Source organism: Pseudomonas sp. p99-361, from assembly GCF_003935475.1.
Lineage (GTDB): Bacteria > Pseudomonadota > Gammaproteobacteria > Pseudomonadales > Pseudomonadaceae > Aquipseudomonas > Aquipseudomonas juntendi.
In genome coordinates this window covers 80,405-94,176 of record NZ_RHQO01000003.1, presented here as the reverse complement: position 1 = coordinate 94,176, position 13,772 = coordinate 80,405, and the positions used below count along the sequence as shown (strand labels likewise).

10 protein-coding genes are annotated in these 13,772 nt (G+C 65.3%); 6 read left to right on the top strand and 4 right to left on the bottom strand.

Annotated elements, in window-relative coordinates; translation table 11 throughout:
* The first annotated feature begins 119 nt into the window (after positions 1-119).
* From pgm to EGJ22_RS02570, 4 genes are all read left to right on the top strand, one after another.
* Positions 120-1,757, top strand: a complete 1,638-nt coding sequence (pgm, locus tag EGJ22_RS02585) for a phosphoglucomutase (alpha-D-glucose-1,6-bisphosphate-dependent) (RefSeq protein ID WP_029887061.1) — start codon at positions 120-122, stop codon at positions 1,755-1,757.
* A 77-nt stretch (positions 1,758-1,834) separates the two neighbouring features.
* Positions 1,835-2,347 (top strand): sigma-70 family RNA polymerase sigma factor, encoded by a 513-nt coding sequence (locus tag EGJ22_RS02580; protein WP_009686523.1) that lies wholly within the window; start codon positions 1,835-1,837, stop codon positions 2,345-2,347.
* Positions 2,344-3,288: a FecR domain-containing protein gene (locus tag EGJ22_RS02575; RefSeq protein ID WP_029887062.1), complete on the top strand. Its 945-nt coding sequence runs from the start codon at positions 2,344-2,346 to the stop codon at positions 3,286-3,288. The genes EGJ22_RS02580 and EGJ22_RS02575 overlap by 4 nt, the downstream gene beginning before the upstream one ends.
* 66 nt (positions 3,289-3,354) lie before the next feature.
* A complete protein-coding gene (locus EGJ22_RS02570) occupies positions 3,355-5,760 on the top strand; it encodes a TonB-dependent receptor (protein WP_029887063.1) in 2,406 nt (801 codons plus the stop codon).
* A gap of 171 nt (positions 5,761-5,931) precedes the next feature.
* Here EGJ22_RS02570 and EGJ22_RS02565 read toward each other — a convergent pair whose 3' ends face one another.
* Entirely contained in the window at positions 5,932-6,348 is a 417-nt protein-coding gene (locus EGJ22_RS02565; protein ID WP_029887064.1) for a RidA family protein, read from the bottom strand.
* Positions 6,348-7,667 (bottom strand): NAD(P)/FAD-dependent oxidoreductase, encoded by a 1,320-nt coding sequence (locus tag EGJ22_RS02560; RefSeq protein ID WP_029887065.1) that lies wholly within the window; start codon positions 7,665-7,667, stop codon positions 6,348-6,350. Before EGJ22_RS02560 ends, EGJ22_RS02565 begins: the two co-directional genes overlap by 1 nt.
* Positions 7,668-8,051: 384 nt before the next feature.
* Between EGJ22_RS02560 and EGJ22_RS02550 the strand changes: the two genes are divergently transcribed.
* Positions 8,052-8,729 carry a DUF1028 domain-containing protein gene (locus EGJ22_RS02550; RefSeq protein ID WP_029887066.1) on the top strand — a complete coding sequence of 226 codons (678 nt, stop codon included), beginning with the start codon at positions 8,052-8,054 and terminating at the stop codon, positions 8,727-8,729.
* Positions 8,722-9,882: an acetylornithine deacetylase gene (argE, locus tag EGJ22_RS02545; RefSeq protein ID WP_029887067.1), complete on the top strand. Its 1,161-nt coding sequence runs from the start codon at positions 8,722-8,724 to the stop codon at positions 9,880-9,882. Before EGJ22_RS02550 ends, argE begins: the two co-directional genes overlap by 8 nt.
* A gap of 70 nt (positions 9,883-9,952) precedes the next feature.
* On the opposite strand, the gene EGJ22_RS02540 is transcribed toward argE, so the two are convergent.
* Positions 9,953-11,221, bottom strand: a complete 1,269-nt coding sequence (locus tag EGJ22_RS02540) for a carbohydrate porin (RefSeq protein WP_064314592.1) — start codon at positions 11,219-11,221, stop codon at positions 9,953-9,955.
* Positions 11,222-11,349: 128 nt separating this feature from the next.
* The gene (locus EGJ22_RS02535) at positions 11,350-13,767 is read right to left on the bottom strand and encodes a glucose/quinate/shikimate family membrane-bound PQQ-dependent dehydrogenase (RefSeq protein ID WP_029887069.1); all 2,418 of its coding nucleotides are present in this window, start codon (positions 13,765-13,767) and stop codon (positions 11,350-11,352) included.
* Between the last annotated feature and the right edge of the window lie 5 nt (positions 13,768-13,772).

The following is a 13,772-nucleotide window of genomic DNA, read 5'->3' as shown; positions in this document are numbered from 1 at the left end:
AGCGGCAGGGTGGCCGGCGGCAACGCCGGTGTTGTTTGCTGGCGCCCATCGCACACCCTTGCAACTCTCAGTACACTGCACGTTCCAACACCAACATCTGTTGAACTCGAGGTTTTTGCATGAAGCTCAGTCCTTTGGCAGGCAAGCCGGCACCAGCCAGCGTGCTGGTCGATATTCCCCGGCTGCTCACCGCCTACTACACCGGCCGCCCAGACGCCGCCGTGGCGGCCCAGCGGGTGGCCTTCGGCACCTCGGGGCACCGCGGCACTTCGCTTGAATTGAGTTTCAACGAGTACCACGTCCTGGCCATCACCCAGGCGATCTGCCTGTACCGCCAGGAAAAAGGCATCGATGGCCCGCTGTTCATCGGCGCCGACACTCACGCCCTGTCGGCCCCTGCCGCCGCCAGCGCCCTGGAAGTGCTGGCCGCCAACGGCGTGCAGGTCATGCTGTCCAAGGATGACGAATACACGCCAACCCCGGCCGTGTCGCACGCCATCCTCTGCCATAACCGTGGCCGTACCCAGGGCCTGGCCGACGGCATCGTCATCACCCCGTCGCACAACCCGCCGCAAAGCGGTGGCTTCAAGTACAACCCGCCCAATGGCGGCCCGGCCGACAGCGATGTGACCAAGTGGATCGAAGCCAAGGCCAACGACTTGCTGGCGGCCAACCTGGCCGGCGTCAAGCGCATGGACCATGCCCGGGCCCTGCAGGCGGCCACCACCCAGCGCCATGACTACGTCAGCCACTATGTGGCCGACTTGGAAAACGTCATCGACTTCGACGTCATCCGTGCTGCCAAGCTGCGCTTGGGCGTAGACCCCCTGGGTGGGGCAGGGGTGCGTTACTGGTCGGCGATCGCCAAGCATTACCAACTCGACCTGGAAGTGGTGAATACCGAAGTCGACCCGACCTTCCGCTTCATGACCGTCGACTGGGATGGCCAGATCCGCATGGACCCATCCTCGCCGTATGCGATGCAGGGCCTGATCGGCCTGCGCGACCGCTTCGACGTGGCGTTCGCCTGCGACCCGGACCACGATCGCCATGGCATCGTCACGGCCGATGGCCTGCTGCAGCCGAACAACTACCTGGCCGTGGCCATCGATTACCTGTACCGCCATCGCCCGCAATGGCGCAGCGATGCCGCCGTGGGCAAGACCGTGGTGTCCAGCGGCCTGATCGATCGGGTTACCCAGCGCCTGGGCCGCGAGCTGTATGAAGTGCCGGTGGGCTTCAAGTTCTTTGCCCAAGGCCTGTTCGACGGCACACTCGGTTTTGGGGGCGAAGAAAGTGCAGGGGCATCGTTCCTGCGCCGCGATGGCTCGGTGTGGGCCACCGACAAGGACGGCCTGATCCCCGCGCTGCTGGCTGCCGAGATGACCGCCCGCACCGGGCGCAACCCGAGCCAGGCCTATGCCGACCTGACCGAGGCACTGGGCAAACCCTATGCCACCCGCGTCGAGGCCAAGGCCGATGCGCGGCAGAAGGCGTTGCTGAGCAAGCTGGCACCGGAGCAGGTGAAGTCCACCGAGCTGGCCGGTGAGCCGATCGTGCAGATTCTCAGCCACGCCCCGGGTAATGGCCAGGCGATTGGCGGGCTGAAGGTGATGACTGCCAACGGTTGGTTCGCCGCACGCCCGTCAGGCACCGAAGACATCTACAAGATCTACGCCGAAAGCTTCATCGACGAGGCCCACCTGCAGCGCCTGGTGCAGGAAGCGCAGGTGCTGGTGGACGCTGCCATCGCCTGACCGGCAACAAAGCACTTGGAACTGCGGCGCGATGTAAATTAGAATTAATCCTATTTACGCCGCCGCAGGGCCCTCCCATGATCGACGCCGCGCCGCCACAAGAGCCTAGCCTGCCTGCCCTGTACCGGGAGCATCGCAGCTGGCTGGAAAGCTGGCTGCGCCGGCGCATGGGCAATGCCTGGGATGCCGCCGACCTCAGCCAGGATACGTTCCTGCGGGTGCTGGCCAGTGCTCAGCCGCTGGCAGACATCCGCGAGCCACGCGCCTACCTGCTTACCGTAGGCAAGCGCCTGCTCAGCAACTTCCACCAGCGCCGCAGCCTGGAGCAGGCCTACATGGATGCCTTGGCGCAGTTGCCTGAACAGCATGTACCGTCGCCCGAGCAGCGCTGGATCGTGCTGGAAACCCTGCAAGCACTGGATGAACTGCTCGACGGCCTGAAGCCGCCGGTGCGCAGGGCGTTTCTCTGGAGCCAGCTGGAAGGCCTGGGCTATGCCGAAATCGGCAAGCGGCTGGGTGTGTGCGAGCGCTCGGTCAAACGTTACATGGCGCAGGCTTACGAGCATTGCCTGTTGGCCGATCTGCAATGACCCAACCTAGCGCCGAAACCCGCGAGGCCGTGCGTGCCGCTGCCCGTTGGCTGGCACTGCTGGATTCCGGCGCCGCCAGCGACAAGGACCTGCAGCGGCTCGCGCAATGGCGCGCCAGCAGCAGCCTGCATGAGCAGGCGTGGCACAAGGCAGCCTTGTTGCGCGCGCGCTTCTCCGGGCTGCCAGGGGCGTTGGCAGTGGCCACGCTGGACCGCCCGGATGCCGGCCGACGGGCGCTGCTCAAGCGCGCCCTGGGCGTGGCGGCGGTGCTGCCGGCGGCGTGGCTGGCAAGCCGTGAGCTGCCCCTGGAAGCCTGGGCTGCCGACCTGCGTACCGCGGTGGGGGAGCAGCGCCAGGTGCTGTTGAGCGACGGGACCTTCCTGCAGTTGAACACCGACAGCGCGGTCGATCTCGACCTGGGTGCACGGCGCCTGACCTTGCTGCGCGGGGAGGTTGCGGTAAAGGTGCCCGCGCATCTGCAACTGACCTTGCACGTGCCCGAGGGCCAGGTGCTGCTGGGCGATGCCGAGGTGTGCTTGCGCCTGTTGGGCGACGCCTGCCGGGTGTCGGTGCTCAACGGCATGGCCCAGCTCCAGCCAGCCCATGGCCTGGCACGCACGCTGCTGGCAGGGCAGCAGGCCAGCTTGCAGGCAACTGGCGTCGGCGCGGTCAGCGGGCTGGACCCTTGGCGGCTGGGCTGGCGCGAAGGGGTGCTGCGGCTGGACGACCGGCCGCTGGGCGAACTGTTGCACGAGCTGCGTCGCTACCGCCCCGGGGTGCTGCGCTGGGCGCCCGCGCTGGAGCGGCTGCGCGTCACCGGCACCTTCCGCCTTGACGACACCGACCGGGTGCTGGCCTTGCTGGCTGCAAGCCTGCCGTTGCAGGTGCAGTCACGCACCCGTTACTGGGTCAGTTTGTCTGCGCGAGAAAATCGTGCATGAGGTTGTCCCCTTTTTTTCACTCGCCGGTCATTACCGGTAGGAGAAAATAAAGGGGAGCCTTGTTCAATGCCAGCAGTAAAGTCTTGCCGCCTGCGCCCACTGGCGCGCGCCGCGCATCCGTTGTTCGCCATGAGCCTGTTGCTGTGTTCACCGGCCTGGGCCGATGAGCCCGTGCGCCGCACATACCAAGTAGCGCCCGCCAGCCTGGGGGCCGCGTTGACCCGCTTCGCCGACCAGGCGGGCGTCAGCCTTTCGCTGGACCCGGCACTGGTGCAAGGCCGGCAGAGCGCTGGCCTGTCTGGCGCCTACAGTGTTGACGAAGGGTTTGCCCAATTGCTGCGTGGCAGCGGCCTGCAATGGCTCCCGGTGGGTGAAGGGGCCTTCACCCTGGTGCCGGCCCCCCAGGCCGGTAGCGCCCTGGAAATCGCCCCTACCAGTATCGTCGGCGGGCTGGTCGCCCCTGGCCAATCGCAGCCCTATGCTGGCGGCCAGGTGGCACGCCAGGGCGCACAAGGCCTGCTCGGCTCGCGGGACTTCATGGAAACCCCCTTCAGCATCACCAGTTACACCAGCGAGGTGGTCAAGAACCAGCAGGCCCGCACCCTGGGCGAGCTGATTGCCAGCGACCCCTCGGTACGCGCCACCAACCCCGCCGGCGGGCGCTTCGAACAATTCACCATTCGCGGCCTCAGCCTGTTCAATAGTGATGTCGCCTACAACGGCCTGTACGGGATCTTGCCGACCTATTCGATCGACATGGAAATGGCCGAGCGGGTCGACATCATCAAAGGCCCCAGCCAGTTGCTCAACGGCATATCGCCCCGGGGCAGCGTAGGCGGTGGCATCAACGTGCAACCCAAGCGCGCTGGCGACAAGCCGATTACCACGTTCACCGGCAGCTATGCCTCCGACAGCCAAGTGGGGGGGGCCGTGGATATCGGCCGGCGCTTCGGCGAAGGTGACCAGTTCGGTGTGCGCTTCAACGGCGTCAAGCAAGCCGGCGATACTGCCTGGGACCACCAGGCTGTCGATCGCCAGATGGCGGTGCTGGGCCTGGATTTCCGCGGCGAGCGCCTGCGCCTCTCGGCCGACCTGGGCCACACCGAGCGCGATACCGATGCGCCGCAGGAGCGTGTGCTGATCGGCGCCAACGCCAAGGTGCCGGATGCCGATGACGTGCGCCACAACTATGCCCAGGCCTGGAGCAAGGCGCGCACCAATGACACCTTTGGCGCACTGAATGCCGAATACGATATCAGTGATTCGCTGCTGGCCTACGGTGCGGTCGGCGCGCGCAAGAGCAACCATGACTTCCTGCGCCACAACGTGTCGGTCATCAATGACGCCGGCAATTTCAGTGTGCAGCCCCGCGACTTTACCCGCGATGAATCTGTGCGTACCGCCATGGCTGGCCTGCGCAAGTGGCTGCAGACCGGGCCGGTCAGCCACGAACTGAACCTGGCCGCCAGCTATTACTACATGGACTTCACCAACGGCGGCGCCCGTTATGCCGCCGCACCCAGCAACCTCTACCACCCGGTGGCCACACCCACGCCGGGCACACCCACCCGCTTCGATTCGAAGGTCTACACGGAAAACCGCTTCTCCGGCGTGGCCCTGGCCGACACCCTGGGCTTTTTCGACGACCGCCTTCTGCTGACCCTGGGCGCGCGCTGGCAGCGGGTGCAAGTGGATGACTGGAGTGATGGCGTCAAAGGCGACACCGCCTATGACGAAGAAAAGGTCTCGCCCTCTGGCGGGGTGCTGCTCAAGGTCACCGAGCAGTTGTCGCTGTACGCCAATTACATGGAAGGCCTGAGCCAAGGCAAGATCGCCCCGTCGACCTCGGTCAACGAAGACCAGATATTTCCGCCATTCACCAGCCGCCAGGTCGAGGTCGGGGCCAAGTATGACTTTGGCCAGGTGGCCTTCACCGCCAGCGCGTTCCGCATTCGCCAGCCGGCCTACGAAACCAACCCGGCTTCGCGGGTGTTCGGCCCCAATGGCAAGCGTGACAACCGCGGCATCGAGCTGAGTGTGTTCGGTGAGCCTGTGCAGGGTGTGCGGGTACTGGGTGGGGTGATGTACATCGACAGCGAGCTGACCGACACGGTCGATGGCGCCTACGACGGCAACCGCGCCCCGGCCACGCCGGAGTACAACGTGAACCTGGGGGGCGAGTGGGACGTGCCGGGGGTCAAAGGCTTGACCCTGACGGCACGCGGTATCCACTCCAGCTCGCAGTACCTGGACCAGAACAACAGCAAGAAGATCGATGGCTGGGAGCGCTATGACCTGGGGGCGCGCTACGCGTTCAAGGTGGATGAGACCGAGGTCACATTGCGTGCCAGTGTCGAGAACGTGCTGGATGACCGCTACTGGAGCTCGGCAGGGGCCTCGGATGACAGCGAGCCGGGCTTGACCCTGTCGACCCCACGCACCTATCTGCTGTCTGCCACGGTCGGCTTCTAAGCCTTGCACGGTCGCCTGTAGGAGCGGCCTTGTGTCGCGATGGGGCGCGAAGCGGCCCTAAATTTTCAGCATCGCCGCAACTTCAGCTTCGCCGCAAAAAAACCGGGGCCGCTTCGCGCCCCATCGCGACACAAGGCCGATCCTACAGGGCAAGCGCCTGGCAATTGCCGGTCACGCCTGGTCCGGCACCACGGCGATCACGTCGATCTCCATCAGCCATTCGGCCTGGGCCAGGCCGGCCACTACCAGGCCGGTGGAAATCGGGAACACGCCCTTGAGCCATTTGCCCACTTCCTTGTACACCGGCTCGCGGAAACGTGGGTCGGTGATGTAGGTGGTGGTCTTGACGATATGCGACAGGTCCGAGCCGGCTTCTTCGAGCAGTTGCTTGACGTTCTTCATCGCCTGTTCGGCCTGCGCCCGCGGGTCACCCAGGCCCACCAGCCTGCCTTCGAAATCGGTGCCGACCTGGCCACGCACATAAATGGTGTTACCGGCCCGCACCGCCTGGCACAGGTCGTTGTCCAGGGTCTGGTTGGGGTAGGTGGCCTTGGTGTTGAACATGCGGATACGGGTATGGGTAGGCATCAGTGGGCTCCGAGGGTGCTGACGTTGCTGAATGCGGCAGGTTGCTGCCGGTCGGCCGCGCGCTGGTCGCGGTCGCGGTAGGCGCTGTAGGTGCGTTGCGTGGCAATGTGGCCGGCGACGTGTTTGGCGTCGTGCCATACGCCCCAGATGAACGACGAGCCACGGCGCGACAGCCACGGCAGGCCAAGGAAATACACACCTGGTTCGCGAGCGACACCGCGCTGATGCTGGGGCTTGCCATTGGCGTCGAAGGTGTCCACCTGTAGCCAACTGAAGTCCACGCCGTAGCCGGTGGCCCAGATGATGCTGCGGACACCGGCCTTGGCCAGGTCCAGCTGCTGCAGTGGGTCGAGCATGCAGGCCGGGTCGGCCAGGCGCCGGCGCGCTTCAGGCTCTTGCGGCAGGTCGAGGCCGTTGCGCTCCACATAGGCATCGGCGGCGTCCAGCAAGGCCAGGTAGTTCTCATCGCCCCGCGTGATGTTCTCGACCAGGTTGTCCTGGAAGTGCGCCACGCCGTTTTCGAACGACCGGGTCAGGCCAACCAGGGTCATGCCCTGGTGGGCGAGGGCACGGAAGTCGACCGTATGGCCCCCACGGGCGCCGCTCACGGCAATGGTCACGTGCTCGCGGCCAGGCTTGGCAATCTCTGCGTCCCATTCACCCAATACGCCAAGCCACCAGCAGAAGTCGCGGTTGCGGTAAGCCCGTGGCGGGCGATCATGAGCGCCGACCGACAGGTACACCTGGCGGCCGGCACGCATCAGCTCTTCGGCGATCTGCACGCCGGACGAGCCTGCACCCACCACCAGCACTGCCCCTTCGGGCAGTTGTTCGGGGTTGAAGTAGGCGGCCGAGTGGATCTGGTGCAGGTTGGCGTCTTTTGGCGCGATCGCCGGTATCACCGGCTTCTGGAACGGGCCGGTCGCCGCCACCACGCGGTTGGCGCGGATCACGCCTTCATTGGTTTCGATGGTGAAGCCAGGGCGGTCGCTGTTGCGCTGTACTTTCTTCACTTCGATGCCGGTGCGCACCGGCAGGTTGAACTTGCGTACGTACTGCTCGAAGTAGTCGGCCACCTGGTCCTTGCCGGCGAAGGCGTCGGCATCGAGGTTGAATTCCAGCCCTGGGAAGCGGTCGTGCCAGGCCGGCCCATTGGCCACCAGCGAATCCCAGCGGCCGCTGCGCCAGGCCTCGGCAATGCGGTTGCGCTCCAGCACCAGGTGCGGCACGCCCAGCTTGCTCAGGTGTTCGCTCATGGCCACGCCAGCCTGGCCGGCGCCGACCACGAGGGTGTCGATTTCTAAGTTGTTCAGTGTCATGTCCGAGCCCTTGTTCAGGCGGTTTTTGTCAGGTCGGTTCGGGGACCGCCGTTGCCTGCGGCCAGACTAGGGATGCTGCGCAAATGGCGAAAATAGTATTTAGCTGGGGCTTGCCGATAAAACGGCGAAGGCCCGGATCTTGTGAACGCAACTGTCGTGTTGAAACGCTGAAAGCTCGCGCACTCGCTGTGGGAGCGGGCATGCCCGCGAACACCGGCAAAGGCGGTGCCAGCCACTGCGTCGCCTGGTTCGCGGGCTCGCCCGCTCCCACAGGGCCTCAGACCCTAGTTTTTTCCTGCCTAGCCCCTCGGAAAAAGGTGGTTTCGCCTGCCCGAAGGTTCCACCCAGAATGGCCTGCATTGCACAGCACACAGGAACCATGCCATGACCTTCTCCATCATTGGTCGCTGCCAGGAAACCGGCCAGGTCGGTATCGCCATCAGTTCATCGAGCATCGCCGTAGGGGCCCGTTGCCCGTGGGTGCGTGCCGGCGTGGGCGCGGTCGCTACCCAGAACATCACCCTGCCGGCGCTGGGCCCGCAGATTCTCGACGCCATGGAGCAGGGCCAGTTGCCACCCGCCGCTGCGCTGGACCGGGTGTTGAGCGCCAATGGCTGGAGCGAGTACCGCCAGGTGACGGTGATCGACAGCACCGGCCAGGTGGCCTTGTTCACGGGGCGCGAGGCGCTTGGCACACACCATGCCGTGGCCGGCGAGCAATGCGCGGCGGCGGGCAATTTGCTGTCCTCCACCGTGGTGATCGAAGCGATGGTGCTGGCCTTCGAACAGGCCGGTGGGCACCTGGCCGACCGCCTGCTGGCGGCCATGCACGCGGCGATGGCTGCGGGCGGTGAGGCGGGGCCGGTGCACTCGGCGGCGCTGAAAATTGCGGGCGAGCTGACCTGGCCACTGGTGGACCTGCGCGTCGACTGGGCCGACAACGACCCGATCGGAGCGCTCGATGGCCTGTGGCAAGCCTACCGCCCACAAATGCAGGACTACGTTACCCGCGCCCTCAACCCGACCTCTGCGCCAAGCTACGGGGTGCCGGGCGATGAGTGAGTTTGCCAGCCGCACGCTGCTGGCCAGGCTGGTCGGCTTTGCCACGGTCAGCCGTGACTCAAACCTGGCACTGATCGGCTTCATTCGCGATTACCTGGCCGGGTTGGGCGTGGAATGCGAGCTGTTCCACAACCCGGAGAGAACCAAGGCTAACCTGTTTGCCACCATCGGCCCCAAGGATGTTGGCGGCGTGGTGCTGTCCGGGCATACCGACGTGGTGCCGGTAGACGGCCAGGCCTGGACGGCCGAACCGTTCGCCCTCAGCGAACACGATGGCCGCTTGTATGGCCGTGGCACAGCCGACATGAAAGGCTTCATCGCGTCAGTGCTGGCAGCGGTACCGGCCTTTCTCGCCCAGCCGCTACGCATGCCGGTGCACCTGGCATTTTCATATGACGAAGAGGTCGGCTGCCTGGGTGTACGCTCGATGCTCGCAGCGCTCGAACAACGCCGGCACAAACCGCGGCTGTGCCTGATCGGTGAGCCCACTGAACTCAAACCCGTGTTGGGGCACAAGGGCAAACTGGCGATACGCTGCCAGGTGCATGGCGCTGCTTGCCATTCAGCGTATGCACCGTATGGCGTGAATGCCATCGAGTATGCCGCCAGGCTTATCGGCAAGCTGGGTGATATCGGCGACGCGCTGGCCTTGCCGCAGCATCACGACGAGCGTTTCGACCCACCGTTCTCCACGGTGCAGACCGGGGTGATCAAAGGGGGCAGGGCGCTTAACATCGTGCCGGCCGAGTGCGAATTCGATTTCGAGGTGCGTGCCTTGCCGGGGTTCGAGGCGCAGGCGGTGGCGGACCAACTACAGGCCTATGCCGAGACCGAGTTGCTGCCGCGCATGCGCAAGGTCCACGCCGACAGCGCCATTCGCCTGCAGCCGCTGAGTGCCTATCCGGGGTTGGCTACACCGCAGAACAGCGAAGCTGCGCAGCTGGTGGCGCTGCTCAGTGGTTCGGACAATTTCGGCACCGTGGCGTTTGGTACTGAAGGCGGGCTGTTCGACCAGGCGGGCATCCCCACCGTGGTGTGCGGGCCCGGGAGCATGGAGCAGGGGCACAAGCCGGATGAATTCGTCAGTGTCGAACAGCTGCAGGGCTGCGATGCCATGCTGCTCAGGCTGGTGGATCACCTCAGGCAGGCTTGACGGTTTAACTGCCAGGGCTTTGTGGGCGCAGGTTAACCCGCGAATGGGCCGCAGTGCGGCCCCCGGCGACTCAGAAGGTTGCCTTTACCTGCAGGCCCACCACCAGCGCGTTGTCGATGTCTTTGCCAGTGAACGCCCCTGGCTCGATGATGTACTGCACATCCGGGCGCAGGTTCAGCCATGGCGTGGCCTGGTAGCCGTAGCTCAGCTCGATCAACTGCTCGGCGCTGTCGATATCGGGGAACGGCTGGCCGGCGTTGAATGCAGCATCTTCCAGCACATCGCGGCTACGCGGGTTGGGTACGGCGCGGCCGTAACCCAGTGCCACGGTATCTCTCGGGCGGCCTTCGAACGGCTTGTACAGCACCACCCCGGCGCCATACCACTTGGTAAACGGCGAAGCGGCCTTGCTCGACGCCGAATACTGGCCGAAGGCGTGCAGGCTGCGGCCTGGCGAAGCCTGATCGTTCCACAGCGCCTGGTCGACCAGAAGGTAGTGCCCGCCGCGCCCCGACACTTCGTCGTCGCTGCCGATGCGCTTCACGTCGGAGCTGTCGTAGTAGTACCCCAGCTTGTACTCGCCCGGCAGCTCGCCCTGCAGCTTGTACACCAGCTCCACCGGGACCACGGTGCCAGTGGTGTGCTTGGGCCCCAGGTGCCAGGCACGGCTGGAATTGCCGTTGCTCTCGGGGTCCACATTGAACGCTGCCACACGCAGTTGCCAGGCGGGCGACAGGTCGTACTTCACGCGCACGCCGAGGTGGGCGTTGGGGTAGTTGGTCCAGCCGCTGCCCCCCGACATGTTCAGCGGGTGGCCACAGAAGCCGGCGTTCATGAAATTGCACAGGATGCCGCTGTCCAGGCCGCCGACGTCGTTGCCCAGGGCCATGTAGCCCAGCTTGACGTTGAGCGCAGGGGTGAACAGGGTGCGTTCGTAGCTCAGCTCGGTCAGGCGGGTGTACAGACCGCCGTAGTTTTCCTGGATCGGCAGGCGGTTGCCGACCAGATCGTCCGACGCGCTGTTGCCGCGACGGTCGTTGATGGTCAGCTGGACTTTGCCGCCGTTGTCCAGGCCATACAGCTTCGACAGGTCGAACTGCACGCCCAGCTTGACGTTCTGCGAGTAACGCGCCGAGCGGTGCAGGCCGCCATGCGCGTTGTAGGCGGTTTCACCGCTGTAGTCGCCGGTGATTTTCACCCCGTCCTGTTCCAGCTGGTGGCGCAGGCCGCCCCAGTCACCGGTGAGGGTGCTGCGGGTGAGGAGGTCGTCGTTGGCGAGTGCAGTGCTGCTGGCCAACGCCAGCAGCAGGGTGGGGTTGAAGCGAATTACGGATGGCATTGCTGTGTCTCGGGTTGTCTGTTCGGGCCTCTTCGCGGGCGAACCCGCTGCCACAGGGGCTGCACCATTTGCCGGGGCAGTGATCCTCCTGTGGCGGCGGGTTCACCCGCGAACGGGGCGACGCTGTGTTACGGCAAGGCGTAAGCGATCACGTAGTCGCCACGGTCGGTCGACTGGCGCGCACCGCCCGCTGTCACGACCACGTACTGCTTGCCGGTTTTCGGCGAAACGTAGGTCATAGGGCCGCCCTGGCTGCCCACTGGCAGGCGCGCCTTCCAGATTTCGTCACCGTTGCCGCTGTTGTAGGCGCGCAGGTAGAAGTCCTGGGTGCCGGCAATGAACACCAGGCCGCCTTGGGTCGACAGGGTGCCGCCCAGGGTGGGCAGGCCGATCTTGATCGGCAGGTGCATGCGGATACCCAGCGGGCCGGTGTCTTCAACGGTGCCCACCGGTACCTGCCAGGCCACCTGACGGGTCTTCATGTCGATCGCGGTGAGGGTGCCGAACGGCGGCGCCTGGCATGGAATACCGGCTACCGACAGGAAGCGGTTCTTGTTCACCGCATACGGGGTGCCCTTGAGCGGTACTGCACCCATGCCGGTGTTCAGGGCTTCGCCGCCGGACGCTGCATTGCCTTTGTTCTGCGACGGAATCATCTGGATCCACAGGCCCAGGCGCATGTCGTTGACGAAGATGAAACCGTGCACCGGGTCGGTGGAAAGGCTGCCCCAGTTCATGCCGCCCAGCGAACCCGGGAAGCTCAGCGACAGGTCGGTGCCGGGCGCTGTGTACAAGCCGTCATAGCGCATCTTCTTGAAGTCGATGCGGCACAGCAGCTGGTCATACGGGGTAGCACCCCACATGTCCGACTCGGTCAGGGTCTGCGCGCCGATCTGCGGCATGCCCACCGACTTGGGCTGGGTTGGCGAGTACGGCTCGTTTGGAATGTTACTTGGCTTGACCGGAACTTCGTCGACCTGGGTCAGCGGTTTGCCGGTGGCGCGGTCGAGCACATAGATCTGCCCGGCTTTGGTGCCGATCACTACCGCAGGTACGGTCTGGCCGTCGTCCTTGGTGAAGTCGATCAGGCTCGGCTGCATCGGCAGGTCGAAGTCCCAGAGGTCGTTGTGCACGGTCTGGTACACCCACTTCTGGTTGCCGGTGGTGGCGTCCAGGGCCAGCACCGAAGCGCCGTAGGTGTGGTCCAGCTTGCTGCGTTCAACACCGTAGATGTCGGTGGACGACGAGCCCATCGGCAGGAATACGGTGTTCATCGCCGGGTCGTAGGACATCGGTGCCCAGCTGTTCGGGGTGCTGCGCACGTAGGTGTTGTCGCCCTGCGGGGCTTGGCGGTCTTCCGGGTTGCCCGGGTCGAAGGCCCAGCGCATTTCCCCGGTGATCACGTCGAAGCCACGGATCACGCCGCCTGGCATGTCGGTCTGGACGTTGTCGGCAACGCGGCCGCCGACCACCACGGTGGTGCCGGCCATCAGCGGTGCCGAGGACAGCTGGTAGTAAGAGTCTGGCACATCGCCCAGGCCGGCCATCAGGTTGACCTGGCCGCTGTTGCCGAAGCCCTGGCAGAACTCGCCGGTGTCGGCATCGACGGCAATCAGGCGGCCATCGATGGTGTTGGTCAGCAGGCGACGCTGGCAGTTGGCGCCGGCCGGCACGCTACCGCCGGTGACCGGCGAGCTGTTGGGCTGGGTCGGCTGGGCGATGGCCGCAGTGGCATCGAAATAGGCCAGGCCACGGCAACGCTGCCAGACCTTGGACTGGGCATTGATGGCGTTCTTCCACAGCTCTTTGCCGGTGTCGGCATCCAGCGCGATCAGGTTGTTGTGCGGGGTGCAGATGAACACCTTGTTGCCGATCTGCAGGGGTGTCAGCTGGTCTTCGGCACCGTTGCCGTCGCTGATGGCGACGTCGCCGGTGTGGTAGGTCCAGGCCACCTTCAGCTTGTTCACGTTGTCACGGTTGATCTGGTCCAGCGCGGCGAAGCGGCTGCCACCTTCGGTATTACCGTAGTGGGCCCAGTCCTTCTGTTCCTTGCCGGCCTCGACCGCGGTCATGCCCGGGCCTTTGCCAGTAGGGGCCACGCTTGGGTGGGCGACGAACATGTTGCCGGCGGCAACCGCCAGCACCACGGCCATCACCGCGGCAACGCCGTAGGCACCGCGCCCGGCGCTGGCGCCATTGGCGCGGGCCAGCAGTGGGTACACCAGCGCTACCACCATGCCGATGACACCGAACATGAACAGGCGCGAGAAGAGCGGCCAGAACACCAGGCCGGCGTCGACCAGCGCCCAGAGGGCAGTGCCAACCAGGAACAGCGCGTACAGCCAGGCGCCCGCTTTTTTACGGCGGGCAATGAGCACACCCGCGATGGCCATGGCCAGGCCGCCGATCAGGAAGTACCAGGAACCGCCCAGGCCGGCGAGTTTGACGCCGCCGGCAGCCAGGAGCAGGCCAAGCAGGGCGATGATCACGCCCAGGCCAATCAGGATGATTTTAGAGGCGCCAGAGGCGCGCGGTGTTTCGTTCATGCCAG